Consider the following 19,509-nt stretch of genomic DNA (forward strand, 5'->3'; position numbering starts at 1 on the left):
GGGATATCGCCGACGACTTGCCCCCGGAATGACGGTTCTCCCGGCTTGGGAAACGTCCGGAGGACGAGAACACCGGTTAAGAAGCTCTCAGCTTTCCAAGCCCGCCTTGCGTCGCTCGATCGTCGAGATGACGTGGAAGCCCACCGAGCGGAAAGGTTCCGGGGCAATGAAGCTTGCTTCGCCCATCAGCTCAGCCAGCTCAGCCGGCTTGGAAACGCCGCGGATCGCTTCGGCGAGGTGGCGGCCGAGCACAGTGCCCTTGGTGATACCCGCACCGTTGCAGCCGCCGGAAGCGTAGACTCCCTGGTCGACCTGGCCCCAGGCCGGTGAGCCATTCATGGTGAAGGCCGTGGTGCCGCCCCAGATATACTGGAAGGCGACATGGCTCAGGCCCGGCCAGCGCCGGGTGAAGCGGTCACGCAGCTGTTTTTCAGCCAAGAGTTGCGCAATCTCGGCCTTGTGAGCGTAGAGCGATCGGACCATCAGCCGATCGCGGCCAATGCGCCGCAGCGTCGTTCCGAGCCGGTGGGCGGGTAGAAGCCCCCAGGCGTCCGATTCGCCGAGATGGCTTAGATCGGCGTCCTTCACCGGCTCGGTGACGGCGGCATAGGTGAAGATCGACGCCATGCGCGTGCCGAGATAACCGAATTTCGGGATGTAGCCATTCGTGGCGAGGACAACGACGGGGCTGCGCACCGTGCCGCCATCGGTGATGAGGCGCCAGTCGTTTCCGTCGCGGCGCATCTCGCGGACCGGGCTCTTCTCATAGAGCCTGACGGTCTCCGGCAGCGCTTGGGCGAGCGCGCGGATGAGCTTGGCCGGCTGCATCAGCCAAGTGTCGTGCATCAGGAAGCCAAATCTATAATAATCGGCGCCGATGCAGTCGCGGATCGCCTTGCGGTCGAGCACGGTATGGGGAAAGTCGTTGGCCTTCGCGATTTCGACGCTTTTGCGCAGCGCGGCCTCGCCGGCCTCTGTTGCAGCCGCGCGGATCGCGCCGACCTGCTGCAGGTCGCAATCGTCGCCTTGCGACTTGACGATTCCAGTCAGCCAATCGAAGGCGTCGGTGTAGATCGCGCTCAGCTTGCGCGCCCGCTCGGAACGCTCGGGCGAGATTGCCCCTGGCATGACCCGGGAATTGGTGAAGCCGGAGTTGCGGGCCGAAGACCCTTCGCCGACAGTGGTTGCCTCCAGCACCGCGATCCGGGCCTGTGAATCGAGCTCATGGAGACGCCGCGCCGCTGCAAGCCCGGTATAGCCAGCGCCAACCACGACATAGTCGACGGCGAGATCGCCATTGAGCGGCGCATTGGCCTGGCGCGGCGGCAGCATCGCATTCCAGCCGCACAGGTTCGAGTAGTCCGGAAAGGTCGGTCGAGGCATGGTGTTACCGCTTGGGGAGAAKGGGCTGCGCCGTGTTCCGGCGCAGCCTTGTGACACTCAGTCGACGAAGTGGGTCTGCTCGGTGATCAGCGGCCCGAGCGACATCGAACCCTTGAAGTCGTAACCCCATTTCAGCTTCTCGGTCCGCACCATCACGCTGCCGGTCTCGATAACCGGGACGGCGCAGACGTTCGTGATGATCAGCTTTTGAGCCTCCTCCCAAAGCGCGATCTGCTTCTTCTGGTCGGGCTCGCTGCGGGCCTGCTCGATCTGCTTGTCGGCAACCTCGCAGTGACTGAAATTCACAATCGCCGTCGGCTTGCCGATGATGCTCGACGAATGGAAGAACTGCGTCAGGTAGTTGTCGGCCACAGGGAAGCGCGCCGCGCCGTAGAGCACGAGCGGGCTGAGATCCTTGCGGATCATCTGGTGCCAGGTCGCGTGCTCGACGGGCTGGAGCTTCAGGTTGAAGCCGCCTTCGCCGAGCTGCTCCTGAATGATCTGCGCCGAGCGCTCGAGGTTCGGGAGCTGACTCGCCAGCATCGTGACGTCGAGCCCATTAGGATAGCCGGCCTCGGCGAGCAGCTTCTTGGCCTTCGCGGGCTCGGTGGCGTAGAGGCCGTTATCCGTGGTGAAGCCGAGGTCTGCGCTCGGGACAGCCGACTTGCCCGGACGGGTCACGGTCGGGCCGCGGAACTGCACGACCTTGGCGGCGTCGACCGCATGGGCCAGCGCCTGGCGCACCTTCGGATTGTCGAAGGGCGGCTTGGTGACATTGACATGGAGCATGGTGAGCTCTGCCGGATCGAACACGTCGACCGCGATACCCGGCGTCTTGAGCGCCCGGTCGAGCCAGCGCTGATCAGTGTGGCCGCCGCCGGTGTCGATCTCCTTGGCCGCGAAGGCGAGATCGCGCGCCGCCGCATTGCTGAGGAAGCGGTAGACGACCTTGGTGAGCTTCGGCTTGCCGCGGAAATAAGCCTCATGCGCCAGGAAGGTCGCGTTCTGGCCGGGGGTGATCGACTCCACCCGGAACGGGCCGAAGCCGATCGGGCTGCGGCGGAAGTTATCACCGCGCTCCTCATAGGCCTTCTGCGAGATGATGAAGCCACCTGAATAGCTGGTCACAGCACCGAGCAGGCTGGGGATACGCTCCGACAGAGAAATGCGCACGGTGTAGGGATCGACGGCCTCGATCGACTTGAAGGCCTTGAAGTCGCCGGCGAATGCCGAGCGCTTGGGGTCGCGCGCCTTCTCAAGGCTGAACACGACGTCCTCGGCGGTCACTTCGCCGTAATTGCCCTGCCACTGCGCGCCCTTGCGCAGCTTGAAGGTCCAGACGAGGCGGTCGTCGCTGGCCTCCCAGCTTTCCGCCAGATCGCCCTCGATGCTGGTGGGGCTGGTCGAGCCCGGGGCGAAGCGCACGAGACCGCCGAACACCCAGGCTACCAGCGAGCGGTCGGAGGTCGAGGTCGCGTAATGCGGGTCGAGGTTGCCGACGTTCTCGGCGGTAGCGCCAAAGATCAGTTCGGTTTTTGCCGCAAAAGCTGGCAGTGGTGCAGCGACGACCAGCGCTAGCGCGCTGGTGGCCAATCCTATCTTCCCGAGCATTTATCCGTCCTCCCTTATGGTTATCAGTTCGTGTCTGTGGGTTTACTCGGAGACGGCGCTACGAGCGCATCGAACAGTGCGGCGAAGCCAGTACTGTGCAGGCCGGTCGCCGCGGCCAGGATTCGGTCCTGCGCGTCCGGCAGCAGCGCGGATGCACTGATCCGGCGGAATTTCTCCGTGACCTGTGGGTGGCTTATCGGGTTGGCGACGTCGCCGAGCGGAGCGGACACCGTCATGACGCGCGGCCCGTTGCCTTGGTCCAAGCTGACGCGGCAGGGTGTCGAACGGGGAAACAGGCTGTCGAAATCCTCATGCGAGGCCAGTTCGATGCGGCCAGCGAGTTCCAGAACGGCGGGATCGCGCAGGCTTGCGGKATCGACAGGCTGTAGGGCCGCCGCGCCATGGACAGCCGCGAGCGCACAGCTGAAATAGTAGCTGTACTGCCCGCCCTCGAGCGTGGTCGGCGCACGCGAGTTCGACAGGCGCAGGCCGCGCGCAAAGGTCTCGATGCGCAGGCTCTTGATCGGCTTGCCGGGTTCGCGCATGGCCAGGATGGCATCCACCGCCGCATGCATGTAGCGGCAGCAGGCATAGGGCTTGAGATAGCAATCCTCGAGCCACCAATGCGCGCCGAGCCGGTCCGTCAGAATGGAGCGGGTGTAAAAGTCTCCATTGTCGAGCAGATCGATCGGACCGGTTGCGCCGGCGCGCGCGCGGAAGGCTCCCGTGAGGCCGGACACCACAGCGGCCGGAATCGACTCCTTGACCGTGCTGCCCTGATATTTGCTACCACCAAAGACCAGGCCGAGCGGCCCCTCCACGGAAGCGATCGCCATGGCATGAGCGATCTCATGGCCGCTTAGTCCCAGCAGGCGGCCGGCAGCTGCCACAACCCCGAAGCTGAGCCAGCGTCCGCTGGCATATGTGATGATTGTCGGTACCGGCCGCGCCGTCGCGACGCGCAGCGCGGCATCATAGCCGAGAGCGATCGCATCGAGGATGGCCGTACCCGACGAACCCAGCGCCTGGCCGACGGCGAAGGCTGCGGGGATGATACCCGCCCCGGGATGGCCGGCCGCGCCGCGATGGCCGTCATCAATGTCGAGTGCGCTGGCAGCTGCGGCGTTCGCCATGGCAGCGCCGGCTATGCTGAGCTTGTCATCAGTCAGCCAAACGCCGGCAGGCCCCGCTCCGAAGATGCCCTTTGCTGCCGAGCGCGCCGCGGTCGCCAGCGCTCCATCGAAGCCGGCTGCGCTGGCGGCAAGGAGATCGATGACGAGCAGTGTCATCATCTCGCGGGTGCGATCCGGCAAGTTGCCTTCGATGTGATGGGCAACGAAGGCGCCGAGTTCCTCGGTAGCGTACATTCTTGGACGGCCTGAGCGGTTATACGGCGAGACGGACGAAATGGCCTGCGGCCATCATGCCCCAGCGCTCCGGCGGGGGCTGGTAGTCGAGGGGCTTGATCGGGCTGCGCGCCGGACCGTCGCTGAGCGCCTGCGGCGGGCGCTGGACGCGCTGGTCGGGATGGGTGATCGGGATCGCCGCGAGCAGGCGTTGCGTATAGTCATGCGCCGGACGGCCGATGACATCGTCGCGGCCGCCGATCTCGACGACCTCGCCATAATAGAGCACGGCGACGCGGCTGCAGATCCGCTCGATCGCCGCCATGTCATGGCTGATGAAGAGATAGGACAGCCCGAACTCTTCCTGCAGGTCGATCATCAGGTCGATGATTTGCGCCTTAATCGCCACGTCGAGCGCCGACACGGCCTCGTCTGCGATGATGAGCTTCGGCGACATCGCCAAAGCGCGGGCGATGCAGATGCGCTGGCGCTGGCCGCCCGAGAATTCGTGAGGCAGGCGGTTGGCGCGATGCGGATCGAGCCCGACACGCTCCAGCAGCCACTCCATCCGCGACAGGGCTGCCTTGCCCGTGGCGATGCCATGCACCTTCATCGGCTCGATGATCGCCGAGCCGATGGTCTGGCGGCTGTCCAGCGAGCCAAACGGGTCCTGGAAGATCATTTGCACATTGCGCCTGAGCACGCCGAGGCTGCGAGAGTCGCTGTAGTCGATCCGGGTGCCTGCGACCGTGATCTCACCGGAATGGCGCGGCGCGAGATCGATGATCGCCTTGCCGATCGTTGACTTGCCCGAGCCGGATTCGCCGACGAGGCCCAACGTCTCGCCCTTGCCAATCGAGAAGGAGACATTCTCGACCGCACGGACCTCTCCCTTTCGGCGCATGAACAGCCCGGAACGGGAGGGAAAACGCACAGAAAGGTTCTTGACCTCGATGACCTGGTCCAACCCGGTGGCAGCCGCCGGTAGGCTTGCGACGGGGGCTGGTGCGCTGGTGCTTGCGGACAGTTTGCCGACGAGGCTCGGCGCGGCCTCGATGAGCCGGCGGGTATAGGCGTCCTTCGGATTCGAGAAGACTTCCTCGACCGTGCCGTACTCTATGCAGCGGCCATGGCGCATGACCAGCACATGGTCGGCCATTTCTGCCACAACGCCCATGTCATGCGTGATGAAGAGCACTGAGGTGCCCGTCTCGCGCTGCAGGTCCTTGAGCAGGTCGAGCGTCTGCGCCTGCACCGTCACGTCGAGCGCCGTCGTCGGCTCGTCGGCGATGATGACACCGGGATTGGTCGCCAGCGCCATGGCGATCATCACGCGCTGACGCATGCCGCCGGAGAAGGTGTGAGGATAGTTGTCGATGCGGCGCTCGGGATCCGGGATCCTGACCTTGCGCAGCATGTCCATCACGGCCTCGCGCAGCGCCGCCCCCTTGAGGCCGCGATGAATGCGGATGGCCTCGCCGATTTGGTCGCCTATGCGCTGCACCGGGTTGAGCGATGTCATCGGCTCTTGGAAGATCATGCCGACCTGCCCACCGCGGATCTTCTGCTTTTCAGCCTCGCTGAGGGTGAGCAGTTCGCGGCCGGCGAGCTTGATCGAGCCGCTCGCGCGACCCGTGCGTTCCGGCAGCAGGCCCATGATGGCGAGCGAGGTCACGCTCTTGCCGGAGCCCGATTCACCAACCACGGCCAGAGTGCTGCCCGGTGCGATCTCGAAGCTCAGGTCCTTGACGACCGCCGCGCTACCGAAAGCGACGTTGAGGCCGCGGACCGAGAGGACAGGTTCGCCCTGCATCACGATGCATCCTTCAGGCGGGGATCGATGGCATCGCGCAGCCCGTCGCCGATCAGGTTAAAGGCGAGCACCAGCACGAGGATGGCGAGGCTTGGGAAGAGGGCGAGGTGGTAAGAGATCAGGATCGAGTCGAGCCCGTCGCGTACCATGCCACCCCAGGTTGGCGTCGGAGGCGGCAGGCCGAGGCCGACGAAGGCGAGAGAGGCCTCGGTGCGCACCGCCGTCGCCATCCACATCGAGGCCATGACCATGATCTCGGGGACGATCGCAGGCAGGATGTGCCGCAGGAGGATGCGCGGGCCCGAAAAGCCCATGGCGCGGCTGGCCTGCACATATTCCCGGTCGCGCTGGGCGATGACCGCGCCCCGCGCGATGCGGGCGAAGGAGGGCGTCGCACCGAAGGCAATGGCGACGATGATGTTGGTCATCGTCGCCCCCATCAACGCCACCAAGGCCAAGCCGAGGATCAGCGACGGGAAGGCGATGATGACATCCATGGCCTGCATCAGCACGATATCAATCTTGCCGCCGCGAAAGCCCGCGATCATGCCGATCAGCGAGCCGACCACGAGCGCGGTCAGGATTGAGAACACAGCGATATAGAGCGAGTAGCGCGCGCCATAGACCAGACGGGACCAGATATCGCGACCAAGCTGATCGGCACCGAGCGGATAGCGGCCGCCTGGTTCGGCGAATTGAGCCATCATGCTCTGGCGGGCCGGCGAGTGCCCGGTGAGATACGGCGCGAAAATGGAGGCGAGGACGAGGGCCGCGAGGATTGCGACGCCGACCCAAGTGGAGAAGCTCAGGCGCGACAGGAAGGCACGCACTTCGCTCGAGCGCGGCCTTTCGGTGGTCGACCCCGATGCAGGATTGCTCATTTGTACTGCACCCTCGGATCGAAGAAGCCATAGGTCAGGTCAGTGATCAGATTCACGATCACGACGATCATCGTGTAGATGACGATGAGGCCCTGCAGCAGCGTGTAGTCACGCTGGGAGAGCGCGGTGAGGATCAGCTTGCCGAGCCCGGGCCGCGAGAACACGATCTCGGTCAGCGCCGAGTGGCCGATCAGCACGCCGAGATATAGACCCACCACGGTGGTGATCGGGATCATGCAGTTGCCCAGCGCATGGCTCCACACCACGGCGGCGGACTTGGCGCCCTTGGCGCGGGCGGTGCGGATGAAGTCCTGGTTCAGTACCTCGAGCATGGCCGAGCGGGTTACGCGCGTGATGTACGCCATCATGATCAGCGCCAGCACGACGGTCGGCAGCGTCATCTGCCAGATGCGTGCACCTATGGTATCGCCGCCGCCCGAGCTGATGACGGGGAACCAGCCTAGCTGGATGGCAAAGACAATCAGGAGAACAATTGCCCCCACGAATGCCGGGATCGACAGGCCCAGCAGCGACAGGAGGCGCAAGGCGTAGTCGGGCAGCCGGCCGCGTCGGACGGCGGCCCAGACACCCGCGGGCACGCCGAGCAGGCAGCCCAGCATGAGCGAGGCGATGGTGAGCTCGATCGTATAGGGCAGCACGGCCAGGATTTCCTCCATGACCGGCCGGCCGGAGGACATCGAATTGCCGAGATTGCCCTGCGCCGCCTGAAGGAGAAAATCGCCGTATTGCGCGAGAAGCGGCTTGTCGAGGCCGAGCTTCTCGCGCAGCGCCTGCGCGCTGGCGGGGCTCGCCTGATCGCCGAGGATCACCATGACGGGATCTCCGGGAAGCACGCGCACGATCAGGAAGACGACGGTCAGAACGTTGAAGACCGTTACGAAGGCAAAGCCAAGGCGCTTTAGCGCAAATGAAAGCATCCAGCCCCCCGGACGGCCTGCTGCAAGGCCCTGAAGCGGTTGAGCCGGCGCGTAGAACTCTCCAGGTTCGCGCGGCGCCGAGCCCAGCCAACGGAAAGCTAGGCCACCGCCTCAATCGCTGTCAATGTATTCCGTTATTTGGCACAAAGAACTTATTGAAATTCCGATATTAGGAATTACATTTTGGCTATGAAGCAATCCGAGTCGTCCCTCAATGCCGAGCGAGCGCTCGACATCATCCTCATTCTCGCCCAAGCAGGGCCTGAAGGCCTGAGCCTTGCCGAAATCTCCGAGCACGCAGGCAGCGCGAAATCGGCGACGCATCGCACGCTCACCGCGCTCCTGCGAAAAGGCTTTGCTGAACCCGGGAGCCGCTATGGTCATTACCGCTCCGGACCAGCGGTCGAGACACTGGCGCGCCGGCAGACGCGGCTGGAGCCGCAGATCGACAATATGCGGCCCGGGATGACCGAATTTGTGCGCCGCACCGGTTTCACCGTCTATCTGATGATGCAATCCGGCGTGGATGCAGTCTGTGCCGAGATGATCAGCCGCTTCGAGCGGCACCAGTTTTCGATGGGGGTCGGCGCGCGCGTACCCATGGGTGTGGGTGCGGGTAGCTTGGCGGTGCTTGCGCTGCTGGACGATGCGGCTTCCGACCAGATCATCGCCTGGAACGAGGAGCGCTACATCAAGCATCCTTCGGAGCGTCCGGTGGATGCGTCCGTCGTTCGCTCGCAGGTGACCGCGGCTCGGCAGCGCGGCTATGCCATCAATATGGGGTATTATTTCTTGGGCCAGGGCGGGCTGGGCCTACCCTTCGCCGGGCGCTATCCGCATGAAGCCAACATGGCAGTGTCCTTCAGCGTACCGCTGGAGCTGATGACCGAGCAGTGGATGAAGGAGCATATCAACGAGCTCGCCAGCTGCATGGGCACGACGATCAAACCMCTGCGCCCGGTGTAGCGGTCAACGTCATCGGTCGCGCCGGGCAGTCCTTCATATGCGGTGACATCAAGGAACAGGGAGCGAAGTTTAGTCGCGCTGCGTGTGCTCACCGAATCGGCGGATGGTCATGTTCTCGATCTTCCGCTGGCGCAGCGGGCTGACAGCAGGCTCGGTCATGGAAGCCTCCAAGTACCAGGGGGAACGACCGCCAAATCCTCGGATGCAGCGCTTCAAACCGAGAAATCTCAGCACCGACGATGACGCAGCGCCCTACCGCGAGAGCGGTTTAGTCCAATGGTGCGCTCCAGACCCACCGAGAGAAAGCTGCAGAACCATCGGACACGCAACGGAGAGCGCGCGTCTTCTCACGAGAACGTGCGACATTTACCGCGAGGACAATGCCGCCAATGGCGAAGGCCTAAAGGATAGCTAACGGCCACTGGCTAACACCGGATGGTTCATGAACCAAGACGCCCGACAGCKGACGCTGTCAAAGTCCGGAATTGGCCAGAACCGCCCTCCCGCCTCGGGGCGGAACGCGCCAATAGCCGACTCTGGCCCATCGCCCGGAAGCGGACATACCCGATTGATCTGCTCAAGGCCCGCTCTCGACCCAAGTAAGACGTTCGCGGCAAACCGCCAAACGGTGAAGGATGGCCCTTAGCCGACATCTGGAACGTCCGTTTCCCGGCGCTCCAGGGCGGAACGCGGGGTGGAACCGTTGCTGGTGCAAAACTCGCCAGCCCCCCACCTCAAGTGGCCTGAAGAAATGCGACGACGTCGTCGAGAACCGGCGCTTGCCATTGCAGAATCCGAGACAGCGCTATGGCTGCGCCGGCATGGCCGAGGCCCTGATAAATCTTAAGCGACACCGATCGCGCGCCCGCTTTTCGGAGCGCTAGCGCAAGGCGCTCGCTGTTGCGCGGAAGCACCGTCGTGTCCTCCGATCCCGTGGCGAGAAAGACCGGCGGTGCGTCGCGCCTAGTAAAGTTGATAGGCTGAGTCTGGGCGGGGTCGCGCGCGTTCCCAAACGCTTCCTTCGTCACGTCGATATCGAACGGGAGAAAGTCGTAGGGCCCGGAGAGGCCGACAATGGACCGCATATCGCCGGCGCGTAGTCCCACGGCGGCAAGATAACGCTTGTCCAGCGTCAGCATCATCGCGTTGTAGGCGCCTGCCGAATGCCCCATCAGGTGGATCGCCCCCGGGGCGCCGCCGAAGTGTGCGATGTTGTCTCGCACGAAACGCAGCGCCTGCGCGCCGTCTTCGATGAAGACCGGAAAGCGGACCTCCGGGACCAAGCGGTAATCCGCGATCACCGTGACAAAGCCGCGAGCCGAAAGCGCGTCCCCCACGAAGGAGTAGGTTTCCTTGGCCCCGTTGGCCCAGGACCCGCCATAGATGAAGAACACCACCGGCTTCGGCGCTCTCCCGCCACCGGAAGGCACGTAGATATCCATGCGCTGCCGGGGATGCGGGCCATAGGCCACATCACGCGCGCCTTCGGTCAGGGCGCCGGGGCGCAGGGCTGCGCAGGGCTGCGCAGGCAGGCAAGGCAAGTCCGGCAAGCAGCGGCAAGATGGTGCGTCGGATAATCCGGATCGTCATGGTCGCCTGGGGCCGAGGAGATAACGCCTATTATACGCTCCGCCCCCGGAACGGATTTCCATGGCGATAGGCGAGGATCGCAAGCGGAACTGAACCAAGCCATCCCGCTCGGCGTATCTCCCGCAAGACCAGGGAGATTGCCATGCGCTTCGTTGCCGGTTACGTCGCCTTCCTCATCGCCTTCGGCATATGCGACGCCATCTGGCTGGGCACGATGACAACGAGGCTCTACCGGCCTGCGCTCGGCGATCTGATCGTCGAGCAGGTGCGCTATTGGCCGGCGGCGCTGTTCTATTTCGGTTTTCCGCTAGGGGTCGTGGATTTCGCGCTGATGCCCGCGCTGCGTGACGGCAGCGCGAGCGCCGCCTTGCTCAATGGCGCGCTCATCGGCCTGCTGGCCTATGCGACCTACGACCTGACGAACTACGCTACGCTGCGGCCCTGGACGCTGACGATCACGCTCGTCGACCTCGTCTATGGCACGGTCGTCGTCGGCCTGTGCACATGGGTCGCCTTTATCGTGGTCCGGCGCCTTGTTGGCTGGGGCTGGGTCTAGTCCCCGCCCGGCCAATCGGTCAGGCCGCCCTCAACCTGTAGTGATGGACGCCCCAGGCGTCGCCGCCGGCATGGCCGAACAGTCCGCTCGTCGCCAGGAAGAACAGCCGCCAGCGCCGGCGCCAGAGCGGCGCATCCTCGCCATAGGTCTGGCGCAGGATCGGATCGATCTTCGCGAGATTGCGATCGAAATTCGCCAGCCAGTCCTCGGCTGTGGCGCGGTAGTGCTCGCCGCTCCAGCGCCACTCGGCCTCCACGGTAAAGAGATCGGGGAATTGGTGCGCGAGCGTCGCGCTCGGCATTAGGCCGCCGGTGAAAAAATGCTGCGCGATCCAGTCGCCCGTATCGGCGGTGTCGAAACGGTAGCAGCCCTGCCGGTGGGCAAAGACGTGGATGAAGAGCCGACCGTCAGGCTTCAGCCAGCCACGAACGCGCCCGAGCAGTTCGCGCCAGTTCGCCATGTGCTCGAACATTTCGACGGAGACGACGCGATCGAAACGCTTCTCCGTCTCGAACTCGTTCATGTCGGCGGTGACGACGCGGAGATTGCCKAGATGGCGGCGCTGCGCCTGCTCTTCGATATAGGCGCGTTGCGAAGCCGAGTTGGAGACCGATACGATCCGCGCCTGCGGATAGCGCTCCGCCATCCCCAGCGACAGCGAGCCCCAGCCGCAGCCGAGTTCGAGGATATCCTGGCCATCGGCCAGGCTGGCATGTTCCGCGGTCAGTTCCAGCGCTTTCTCTTCTGCTGCGGCCAACGTATCGCCGGGATCGGCATAGTAGCAGCAGGAATACTTGCGCCGCGGACCGAGCACCTGATCGAAGAAGGCGGCCGGCACCTCGTAGTGCTGCGCGTTGGCGGCATCGGTATGAACGGCGATCGGAAAGTCCGCCATGCCACGGGCGAAGGCTGCGGCATCGGCCGACTGCGCCGCCAGCGCGCGCGCCGTGCGCCCGACCAGCGACCCGATCACCATGCGGCTGACGGCATCGGGAACGGGCAGCCCTTCGCCCCAGGTCGAAAGCTTCTGCATGATCGTCATCACGTCGCTCCTTTCGGCGGCAGCGGGATCAGGGCTCTGGTTCGATGCTGGTATGCGCGATAGGCCTCGCCGTGCTTGGCGAGCATGTGCTCTTCCAGGGGCGGTATGCCGGAGATGCGGGTGAGCAGGAGCGTGATGCAGGCCGGCGCCAGCAAGGCGAGCCAGCCCCAGGGGTAGCCGGTCGCGAGCGCGATCACGGGATAGGAGCACCAGAGCAGGCACTCGAAGAAGTAGTTGGGATGCCGCGACCAGCGCCACAGGCCAGAGTCGCAGACGCCGCCCGCTCCCGAGCGCGCGAAGGCCCGCAATTGCGCATCGGCAATGGCGCCTCCTACAAGGCCGGCGGCGAACACGGCGACACCAGCAAAATCTCGCCAGCCCAGCGCTGGCGCGGGGCTATGTGCCGCGAGGAGGATCCCCAATCCCAGGGGAATGCTGACCAGCGCCTGCATCTGCAGCAGCCGGGCCAGTTGTTGTGGTGCGGCGCTGCCCCAGTCCCGCTTCAGCTTGGCATAGCGGGGATCTTCGGTGATGCCGGCCGTCCGTCGCGCGATGTGCAGGCCGAGCCGAAGCGCCCAGGCCAATGCGAGCCCCCCCACGGCGCAGCGTCGTGACATTGGCCCCGCCCCGAAAGGCAGCAAAGCGCCGGCGATACCCGTCAGGCCCAGCCCGAAAGTCCAGACCACGTCAATCCAGCCGGAATTGCCGGTGCGGCGCTCGACCAGTGTAGCCAAGGCCATGAAGGCCGACATGGCCACGGCCACGAAGACCAGAGCTGCTGCGAAGGACGCGATCGTCAAAACCGCACCAGCGGTTGCAGCAGCTGGCCGAGCCATCCCTGCAACTGCACGCTCCCGGTCATCGCGACGATGCAGGTGCAGCCCTCGACGGGATCGACCCGCGGCGTATGGTCATGCTCGGCATCGGCCTCGTCGAAATCGCCGGCTGCGTAGCGCCCATATTCATGCTCATAGGCGCCAGCGAGAATCGTGGTCCATTCGAACCCGGTATGCTTGTGGTGCGGCAGGGAGATTCCGGGCCCGGCGCGCAGCATGAAGACGCGCGCTTCTGCTCCGGGAACCTCGACGCGTCGCATGGCGATGCGGATGCCGATCGGGCGCCAGGGACCGAGGCCATAGGGACGCAGCACCTTGGGCATCCCGGCTTCGGACATCGGGGCGGCCGCAACCGACGCTGCCTCGGGTCGTGCCGCAATGGCCGCAGGACTTGGGCCGGAACCCATTGCGACTGGCTCGACTGCATCCAGCAGCGCGCCTTGTACGGCCTGGATCTCGCGCAGGCGCCGCCGGCTCTCCTGGTTTGCCTCGATATGGCAGGCGACGACGACCGCCAGGCCTTCGTCGAGCTGTCCCGCTGCGAAGGCGGCAAGCGTCTCGTCGGACGGGCGATGCAAGATGCTCATCGCAGATCCTCCAGCCGGCCGCGCAGGTGCGACAGTGCCAGGCGCAAGCGGGATTTCACCGTGCCCAGCGGGATGGCGAGGCGATTGGCGACATCCTGATGACTGAAGCCTTCTATGAAGGCGAGTTCGACGACGCGGTACTGGTCGGGTGAAAGCTGGGTCATCGCGGCCCGCACGCGCGCATCGCGTTCGGCGCCGGAGAGCATCGCATCGGGTTGTTCTGGGGCTTCTTCATCCAAGATCTCGTAAACTTGCGACAGCCGCGAACGGGTCTCACGGCGGGCGATGTCGATGCGCAGGTTGCGCGCGATCGTTGCGATCCAGGTCGAGGCGCTGGCCTTCGCCGGATCGAACAGGGCTGCCTTGCGCCAGACGGCCAAGAGCGTTTCCTGCGCGACCTCCTCTGCTAGCTCGGCAGGGGCGCCGCCGCGCATCAGCAATCCCTTCACGCGTGGCGCGAAATGGTCGAACAGCGCAGAAAAGGCCGCCCGGTCGCCCGAGCGAGCAATGGCGGCAATCAGACTGTTGGGGTCGAACAAGACGATAAACCGACCTCCTTGCGCGACAGCTCCCGCGTTGCGCATGCCGTCGACGGTCAGGGCGAGTGCGGGAACCATATACGAGATACGCGGCCGGCTCCGCACTGGATCACCGGGACGAGATCGGGCGTCATCACTCCACGGCCTTCCAGTTCACGTCACGGCAGATCAGGCGCCCGACGATGCAGCCGCGCGTGGTCAGCGCACTCGGTGTCGCCGTGATTGTCATCGAGTAGGTCCAGTCGCGCTTGGGGTCGTAGGCGTTGCCGGAGAAGGTCCCGTCGGGCTGGCGGGCCAGCGTCATGACGAGCTTGTCGCCGGCCGCCTCGCCCTTGCTGGGGTCGCCGATCCAGAGATTGGTGGCGCAGATCTTGTCGCCGCAGGGCGCGATCCGCACGCGTGCATTGCCGTCGTCGCGCAACCATGTCCCGTCGAGATCGCTTGCGGCAACGCTGTGGGCAGAAAAAGCGACGAGGGCGAGGACAAGCGGAAGGCGCGTCATGATGAGGTTCTTTCGGCGAATGCGTCTCGTCTACGCTCCGTGGGTGTCGCTGGTTTCATCGGCGCGCGAATTTGTCGAGACGCCCGACGAACAGCCATCCGATCAGGGCGGTCAGGGATGCAGCGCTCAGAAAATTCAGGCGCTGCAAGGCTGCGTATTCGTCGGGCCCGTACAGATGTGTCGGCGCCCCCAGGAAGGCGGCCGGCAGCAAATAGGCGACGAAGGCCAGCCCCGCGAAGCCGAGAGCGAAGAGGCGCTCCGCGCGGCGAAACAGCATCAGCGACAGCATGAGGCAAGGAAACAGGATGACCTCGACCCCTGAGCCCGGACCAAAGGCGGCCCGGCAGAGCAACGTATTGCCGATGCCGGCGGCGAGAAGCAGCGATCGCCCGAGCAAGGCACTGCGCCGCATGGCAGCTGGCACCGCCACGAAGAAGGGCGTCGAGAGGAAGGTGGCATAGGAAGGCGCAATGACCGGTGAGACAGCCCAATCCAGATAGAGCGGATAGAATGGCTGGTTGGAGACGATCACGAGCGCGACGGTATTGGCGATCGCGGCCCGCGGATCGGGATGCGCTGCGTAGGCGCTGATCGAAGTAACCACCCGCTTCATTCGGCTCATTAGCATCGTCGCCCTCGCGGAAAGTCTCGGTCTTTCTTCGATTACGCAGGAGGTGCGTTGACGGGTCACTCGGCCGGCGCGTTTTTGCGCGCGCGGCGGCAAATCCAGTCCGGCCCGTGCCGCGTATACCCGTCATGAGCAATGAAGCAGCGACGATGGAACGGGCACAGGGCAAGGCGATGCGGATCGCCGTGATCGGTGCCGGCATCTCCGGTCTCTCGGCGGCCTGGCTGCTGGGGCAGGCGCATGACGTGGTGTTGTTCGAGGCCGCGCCTCGCCTTGGCGGCCACGCCAACACGGTTCGCGTTGCGGGTGCCGGCGGCAAGACGGCGGTCGATACCGGTTTCATCGTCTACAACGAGGCGACCTATCCGAACTTCATCGCGCTGATGGACCATTTGCGCGTCGCCACGCAGCCGACCGAGATGTCCTTCGCCGTGTCGCTCGATGGTGGGCGGCTTGAATATAGTGGCACCAGCGTCGCAGGACTGTTCGCCCAGCGCAGCAATCTCGTGCGCCCGCGCTTCTGGGCCATGCTGCAGGACATTACCCGCTTCTACCGGAACGCATCGAGGGACGCGCTGGCGGGGCGCGCGGCTGATATCTCGCTCGGCGACTATCTTGCAGCCGGTGGGTACAGCGCCGCTTTCCGGGACGATCATCTCCTGCCGATGGCGGCGGCGATCTGGTCGGCTCCCTGCTGGGAGATCCTGTCCTATCCGGCCGCCGCCTTCCTGCGCTTCCATCACAATCACGGGCTGCTCCAACTCAGCGACCGGCCGGTCTGGCGCACCATCACAGGCGGCAGCAGCGTCTATGTGCAGAAACTGCGGGCAGCCTTTTCGGGCGAAGTCCGGGCCGGATCGCCGGTCAGGCAGGTCCTGCGCCAAGCCAACGATGTCGTCCTGACGGGCGAAGGGTGGGCAGAAACCTTCGACCATGTCGTCTTTGCCTGTCATGCCGATCAGACGCTCGCCATGCTCGCCGATCCCAGCCCGACTGAAGCCAAGGCGCTGGGCGCCTTCCGCTACAGCCGCAACCGCGCCGTGCTGCATGGTGATGAAACACTGATGCCGAAGCGCCGCCGCGCCTGGGCAAGCTGGAACCATATCGGTCATCGCGCGCAGCCGGATTCTGCCTGCGCGGTCACCTACTGGATGAACAGGCTCCAGCGCCTGCCGGAGGTTCAGCCCTTCTTCGTCACGCTCAATCCGCCGGATACGCTGCGCGAAGAGACCATCCTCCACGAGGAGAGCTACGAACACCCGCTGTTCGACGCGGCGGCGCTCGACGCGCAGGAACGGCTCTGGTCTTTGCAAGGCATGCGCCGAAGCTGGTTCTGCGGCGCCTATTTCGGATCGGGCTTCCACGAGGATGGTCTGCAGGCGGGGCTTGCCGTCGCCGAGGCGCTCGGCGGCGTCCGCCGGCCATGGAGCGTCCGCAACGAATCCGGCCGCATTCCGATCCTGCCGCGGTTGGAGCAGGCCGCATGACCTTGCAATCCGCCCTCTATGTCGGCCGTGTCAGGCATCATCGGTTCCGGCCGCGCCCGCATGCGCTGGCCAATCGCGTGTTCTGGATGCTGCTCGATCTCGACGAGATCGATCGGCTGTCGGCGAAGCTCAGCTTCTTCTCGCGCAACCGCTTCAATCTCTATGCCTTTCGCGACGCGGATTACGGGGATCGCAGCGGGCGGCCTCTGCGGCCCCAGATCGAGGAAACCCTGACCAAAGCCGGGATCGCGCATGACGGCGGCCCGATCCGCCTGCTGACCATGCCGCGCATCCTCGGCTACGCGTTCAATCCGCTCAGCACCTATTTCTGCTACCGCCGCGACGGCAGCCTCTGCGCGACCGTCTACGAGGTGCACAACACCTTCGGCGAGATCCATAGCTATGTGGCGCCTGCCGAGATCTCGGAAGGCGCGCTCAGGCAGGAGGCCGACAAAGTCTTCCACGTCTCGCCGTTCATGAATCTCGACATGCGCTACGCCTTTACGGTCACCTCGCCGGTAGAGCGCGTCTCCGTCGCCATCGAGGGGAGCGACGCCGAGGGACGCCTGATCACCGCCGTGTTGAGCGGCAAGCGAACGGAACTGAGCGACGCGGCCCTGCTGCGGTTGCTCGCAACCCATCCGCTGCTCACGCTGAAGGTCACCGCGGCCATCCACTGGCACGCACTGCGCCTGCTGGCGAAGCGGATTTCCTGGCGGCCCCATCCGGAGGCGCCCGAGCACTCCTTCACTCTCGGCAGAGCCGTGACTACCCATGCGAAAGGACCGATGAAGCCATGAGCCGGCCCGACGCGGAACAGCATTTTCGCATGCCCGAAGAGGCGCTCGCCCTGCCAGGTCGTATCGGCCTGTCGCGCTGGTTCCTGCGCCGCGTGCTCTCCCGGATCGCCATCGGCCACCTGACGGTCTTCACGCCGGAGGGCGAACGGCTCTGCAGCGCGCCTGGTCTGCCCGGGCCGCAGGCGACGATGATCCTGAACAACTGGCGCTCGATACGCCGCCTTCTGCTCGACGGCGATATCGGCCTGGCCGAAGCCTATCGCGACGGCGACCTTCACACGCCGGACCTCACGGCCTTGATCGAGCTCGGCGCGCGCAACGACGCGACATTGGGGGGGCTCGTCTCGGGCACCTGGCCGGCGCGGCTGCTCAACCGCCTGGGGCATGTGCTCAACGCCAATACCCGCCGCGGCAGCCGCCGCAACATCACGGCGCATTACGATCTCGGCAATGACTTCTACGCCCGCTGGCTCGACGCCAGCATGATGTATTCCTCGGCGCTCTACGAGACGCCGGCCGAGACGCTCGAGGCCGCCCAGCAGCGCCGGCTCGATCGGATCGTCGCCATGCTCGACCTCTCGGGCGGCGAGCATGTCCTCGAAATCGGTTGCGGCTGGGGTGCGCTGGCGGAGCGGCTGGCCCGCGAGGGCTGCCGCGTGACGGCCATCACCCTGTCGCCGGCACAGCTCGAAGCCGCACGAAAGCGCATGGCCGATGCAGGCCTGTCCGAGCGCGTTACCATCGATCTCAGGGACTATCGCGACATCGCCGGGCAGTTCGACCGCATCGTTTCGATCGAGATGATCGAGGCAGTCGGCCGCGCCTATTGGCCGTCTTACTTCGATACCCTGAACCGCTCATTGAAACCCGGCGGTCGCGTCGTCCTGCAGGCGATCACGATCGACGATGCGTTGTTCGAAAGCTACCAGCAGGGCACCGATTTCATCCAGCGCTACATCTTCCCCGGAGGCAGCCTGCCGTCGGTCCCGGTGCTGAAGAATAGTGCCGAGGCTGCCGCTCTCGCCGTGGTCGAGCAGCTCGATTTCGGCGAAAGCTACGCCTTGACCCTGAAGGAGTGGTGCCGGCGCTTTCAGGAGCGCTGGAGCGAGATCGCTCATCTCGGCTTCGACGAAGCTTTCCGGCGCCTGTGGGAATTCTACCTCTGCTATTGCGAGGCAGGCTTCCGCGCACAAAGGATCGACGTGAACTTGGTGGCCCTGCGCCGAGCCTGATGGCGGCTCCGAAGGTGCTGTGCCGACCGGCACATTCGGCCTTCGTGGTAAGGCGACGGTGCGTATCCGGAAGCCGTTCTGCTAGCAGGTAAGGAGCGGAACAGCCAGATCCGTCCGGCGTTGGGCCAGCGCCCTCCTATGAGGACTAGCAATGAAACCGCTCTCGCTCCTGCTTGCCGTTGGAATCGGAACACTCTCTGGGGCGTGCCTTCCCCTGGAAAACCGGCCAGTTGGGAACGCAAACGTGCCCCAGCCGAGCAAGCGGGTCGAACTGACCCGCTATCTAGGCAAGTGGTATGAACAGGCGCGCTATGAAGCAAGTTTTCAGGAGGGCTGCGAAGCCGTTTCAGCCCAATACGCGCTCAAGGCGGACGGGGCGGTTTCTGTCATCAACTCCTGCCGGCAGGGCAATCCATCTGGTGGTCTGAAAACAGCGGAAGCATCCGCCCGCGTGGTCGAGGGATCCAACGGTGCGAAGCTGAAGGTCACATTCTTCTGGCCATTCGAAGGCGACTATTGGGTTCTCGACAGGGCGCCAGATTATTCCTGGTCGATCGTTGGCGAACCGTCTGGGCGCTATCTCTGGATCTTGACGCGAAGCCCCGTTGTCACTCCGCAGCAATATTCTGCTCTCGTGGGCAGAGCAAAGATGCTCGGTTACGACGCCGCGTTACTGAGGCGAACGCAGCAATAGCCAAGTGCCGGAGTTTGACCGTCGGCGCGCCCAGTCGGGTTCGTCCGTGCGATCCGGCAGGCTTTCGTATATCAGCCT

Annotated in this window: 19 protein-coding genes; 6 read left to right on the top strand and 13 right to left on the bottom strand. The window is 64.8% G+C overall.

From position 1 onward, the window contains the following. Window positions 1-87 precede the first annotated feature (87 nt). Genes AC1DIO_RS20620 through AC1DIO_RS20645 form a run of 6 tightly spaced genes read right to left on the bottom strand, consistent with a single transcriptional unit; the run spans window position 88 to window position 7,972 of the window. Window positions 88-1,383: an NAD(P)/FAD-dependent oxidoreductase gene (locus AC1DIO_RS20620; protein WP_476767981.1), complete on the bottom strand. Its 1,296-nt coding sequence runs from the start codon at window positions 1,381-1,383 to the stop codon at window positions 88-90. A gap of 57 nt (window positions 1,384-1,440) precedes the next feature. Next, on the bottom strand, window positions 1,441-2,994 hold the full coding sequence (locus AC1DIO_RS20625) for an ABC transporter substrate-binding protein (protein ID WP_476767982.1): 1,554 nt from the start codon (window positions 2,992-2,994) through the stop codon (window positions 1,441-1,443). 23 nt (window positions 2,995-3,017) lie between these two features. Then, window positions 3,018-4,361, bottom strand: a complete 1,344-nt coding sequence (locus AC1DIO_RS20630; protein WP_476854015.1) for an MmgE/PrpD family protein — start codon at window positions 4,359-4,361, stop codon at window positions 3,018-3,020. A gap of 19 nt (window positions 4,362-4,380) precedes the next feature. Next, window positions 4,381-6,153: an ABC transporter ATP-binding protein gene (locus tag AC1DIO_RS20635; RefSeq protein ID WP_476854016.1), complete on the bottom strand. Its 1,773-nt coding sequence runs from the start codon at window positions 6,151-6,153 to the stop codon at window positions 4,381-4,383. Then, window positions 6,153-7,034, bottom strand: a complete 882-nt coding sequence (locus tag AC1DIO_RS20640; protein ID WP_476834378.1) for an ABC transporter permease — start codon at window positions 7,032-7,034, stop codon at window positions 6,153-6,155. The genes AC1DIO_RS20635 and AC1DIO_RS20640 overlap by 1 nt, the downstream gene beginning before the upstream one ends. Then, window positions 7,031-7,972, bottom strand: a complete 942-nt coding sequence (locus AC1DIO_RS20645; protein WP_476767986.1) for an ABC transporter permease — start codon at window positions 7,970-7,972, stop codon at window positions 7,031-7,033. Before AC1DIO_RS20645 ends, AC1DIO_RS20640 begins: the two co-directional genes overlap by 4 nt. A gap of 189 nt (window positions 7,973-8,161) precedes the next feature. Here AC1DIO_RS20645 and AC1DIO_RS20650 point away from each other — a divergent pair, with 189 nt between their 5' ends. Next, window positions 8,162-8,938 (top strand): IclR family transcriptional regulator, encoded by a 777-nt coding sequence (locus AC1DIO_RS20650; protein WP_476767987.1) that lies wholly within the window; start codon window positions 8,162-8,164, stop codon window positions 8,936-8,938. Between the two features lie 734 nt (window positions 8,939-9,672). Here AC1DIO_RS20650 and AC1DIO_RS20655 read toward each other — a convergent pair. Then, window positions 9,673-10,380, bottom strand: coding sequence for an alpha/beta hydrolase (locus AC1DIO_RS20655; protein WP_476767988.1), 708 nt, complete (start codon window positions 10,378-10,380; stop codon window positions 9,673-9,675). A 290-nt stretch (window positions 10,381-10,670) separates the two neighbouring features. On the opposite strand from AC1DIO_RS20655, the gene AC1DIO_RS20660 reads away from it, so the two are divergent. Then, window positions 10,671-11,084: a DUF2177 family protein gene (locus AC1DIO_RS20660; protein ID WP_476767989.1), complete on the top strand. Its 414-nt coding sequence runs from the start codon at window positions 10,671-10,673 to the stop codon at window positions 11,082-11,084. A gap of 19 nt (window positions 11,085-11,103) precedes the next feature. On the opposite strand, the gene AC1DIO_RS20665 is transcribed toward AC1DIO_RS20660, so the two are convergent. The 6 genes from AC1DIO_RS20665 to AC1DIO_RS20690 all read right to left on the bottom strand — a co-directional run bounded on the left by AC1DIO_RS20665 (window position 11,104) and on the right by AC1DIO_RS20690 (window position 15,212). Next, window positions 11,104-12,126 (bottom strand): SAM-dependent methyltransferase, encoded by a 1,023-nt coding sequence (locus AC1DIO_RS20665; protein ID WP_476767990.1) that lies wholly within the window; start codon window positions 12,124-12,126, stop codon window positions 11,104-11,106. Continuing rightward, on the bottom strand, window positions 12,126-12,962 hold the full coding sequence (locus AC1DIO_RS20670) for a DUF1295 domain-containing protein (RefSeq protein WP_476767991.1): 837 nt from the start codon (window positions 12,960-12,962) through the stop codon (window positions 12,126-12,128). The genes AC1DIO_RS20665 and AC1DIO_RS20670 overlap by 1 nt, the downstream gene beginning before the upstream one ends. After that, window positions 12,923-13,549 carry a ChrR family anti-sigma-E factor gene (locus tag AC1DIO_RS20675; RefSeq protein ID WP_476835472.1) on the bottom strand — a complete coding sequence of 209 codons (627 nt, stop codon included), beginning with the start codon at window positions 13,547-13,549 and terminating at the stop codon, window positions 12,923-12,925. Before AC1DIO_RS20675 ends, AC1DIO_RS20670 begins: the two co-directional genes overlap by 40 nt. Further along, window positions 13,546-14,133, bottom strand: a complete 588-nt coding sequence (locus AC1DIO_RS20680) for a sigma-70 family RNA polymerase sigma factor (protein WP_476768014.1) — start codon at window positions 14,131-14,133, stop codon at window positions 13,546-13,548. Before AC1DIO_RS20680 ends, AC1DIO_RS20675 begins: the two co-directional genes overlap by 4 nt. A gap of 88 nt (window positions 14,134-14,221) precedes the next feature. Then, window positions 14,222-14,590 (bottom strand): DUF2147 domain-containing protein, encoded by a 369-nt coding sequence (locus AC1DIO_RS20685; protein WP_476767993.1) that lies wholly within the window; start codon window positions 14,588-14,590, stop codon window positions 14,222-14,224. Window positions 14,591-14,645: 55 nt separating this feature from the next. Then, window positions 14,646-15,212 carry a hypothetical protein gene (locus AC1DIO_RS20690; protein WP_476767994.1) on the bottom strand — a complete coding sequence of 189 codons (567 nt, stop codon included), beginning with the start codon at window positions 15,210-15,212 and terminating at the stop codon, window positions 14,646-14,648. Window positions 15,213-15,346: 134 nt separating this feature from the next. On the opposite strand from AC1DIO_RS20690, the gene AC1DIO_RS20695 reads away from it, so the two are divergent. The 4 genes from AC1DIO_RS20695 (at window position 15,347) to AC1DIO_RS20710 (ending at window position 19,431) form a co-directional block, all read left to right on the top strand. After that, window positions 15,347-16,705, top strand: coding sequence for an NAD(P)/FAD-dependent oxidoreductase (locus tag AC1DIO_RS20695; RefSeq protein ID WP_476767995.1), 1,359 nt, complete (start codon window positions 15,347-15,349; stop codon window positions 16,703-16,705). After that, window positions 16,702-17,505, top strand: a complete 804-nt coding sequence (locus AC1DIO_RS20700; RefSeq protein WP_476767996.1) for a DUF1365 domain-containing protein — start codon at window positions 16,702-16,704, stop codon at window positions 17,503-17,505. Before AC1DIO_RS20695 ends, AC1DIO_RS20700 begins: the two co-directional genes overlap by 4 nt. Continuing rightward, entirely contained in the window at window positions 17,502-18,737 is a 1,236-nt protein-coding gene (locus AC1DIO_RS20705) for a class I SAM-dependent methyltransferase (protein WP_476834153.1), read from the top strand. Before AC1DIO_RS20700 ends, AC1DIO_RS20705 begins: the two co-directional genes overlap by 4 nt. 244 nt (window positions 18,738-18,981) lie before the next feature. Continuing rightward, window positions 18,982-19,431, top strand: a complete 450-nt coding sequence (locus AC1DIO_RS20710; RefSeq protein WP_476767998.1) for a lipocalin family protein — start codon at window positions 18,982-18,984, stop codon at window positions 19,429-19,431. The last annotated feature ends 78 nt before the right edge of the window (window positions 19,432-19,509 follow it).

The sequence above is a fragment of the Allobosea sp. 05T439 genome, assembly GCF_056396005.1.

What these genes read in the sequence shown, in the direction of transcription:
- AC1DIO_RS20680 (WP_476768014.1), bottom strand. Translation starts at nt 14,133, where the DNA reads ATGCGCAACGCGGGAGCTGTCGCGCAAGGAGGTCGGTTTATCGTCTTG.
- AC1DIO_RS20690 (WP_476767994.1), bottom strand. Translation starts at nt 15,212, where the DNA reads ATGAGCCGAATGAAGCGGGTGGTTACTTCGATCAGCGCCTACGCAGCG.
- AC1DIO_RS20635 (WP_476854016.1), bottom strand. Translation starts at nt 6,153, where the DNA reads ATGCAGGGCGAACCTGTCCTCTCGGTCCGCGGCCTCAACGTCGCTTTC.
- AC1DIO_RS20675 (WP_476835472.1), bottom strand. Translation starts at nt 13,549, where the DNA reads ATGAGCATCTTGCATCGCCCGTCCGACGAGACGCTTGCCGCCTTCGCA.
- AC1DIO_RS20645 (WP_476767986.1), bottom strand. Translation starts at nt 7,972, where the DNA reads ATGCTTTCATTTGCGCTAAAGCGCCTTGGCTTTGCCTTCGTAACGGTC.
- AC1DIO_RS20655 (WP_476767988.1), bottom strand. Translation starts at nt 10,380, where the DNA reads ATGGATATCTACGTGCCTTCCGGTGGCGGGAGAGCGCCGAAGCCGGTG.
- AC1DIO_RS20685 (WP_476767993.1), bottom strand. Translation starts at nt 14,590, where the DNA reads ATGACGCGCCTTCCGCTTGTCCTCGCCCTCGTCGCTTTTTCTGCCCAC.
- AC1DIO_RS20695 (WP_476767995.1), top strand. Translation starts at nt 15,347, where the DNA reads ATGAGCAATGAAGCAGCGACGATGGAACGGGCACAGGGCAAGGCGATG.
- AC1DIO_RS20660 (WP_476767989.1), top strand. Translation starts at nt 10,671, where the DNA reads ATGCGCTTCGTTGCCGGTTACGTCGCCTTCCTCATCGCCTTCGGCATA.
- AC1DIO_RS20705 (WP_476834153.1), top strand. Translation starts at nt 17,502, where the DNA reads ATGAGCCGGCCCGACGCGGAACAGCATTTTCGCATGCCCGAAGAGGCG.
- AC1DIO_RS20670 (WP_476767991.1), bottom strand. Translation starts at nt 12,962, where the DNA reads ATGGCTCGGCCAGCTGCTGCAACCGCTGGTGCGGTTTTGACGATCGCG.
- AC1DIO_RS20640 (WP_476834378.1), bottom strand. Translation starts at nt 7,034, where the DNA reads ATGAGCAATCCTGCATCGGGGTCGACCACCGAAAGGCCGCGCTCGAGC.
- AC1DIO_RS20625 (WP_476767982.1), bottom strand. Translation starts at nt 2,994, where the DNA reads ATGCTCGGGAAGATAGGATTGGCCACCAGCGCGCTAGCGCTGGTCGTC.
- AC1DIO_RS20700 (WP_476767996.1), top strand. Translation starts at nt 16,702, where the DNA reads ATGACCTTGCAATCCGCCCTCTATGTCGGCCGTGTCAGGCATCATCGG.
- AC1DIO_RS20620 (WP_476767981.1), bottom strand. Translation starts at nt 1,383, where the DNA reads ATGCCTCGACCGACCTTTCCGGACTACTCGAACCTGTGCGGCTGGAAT.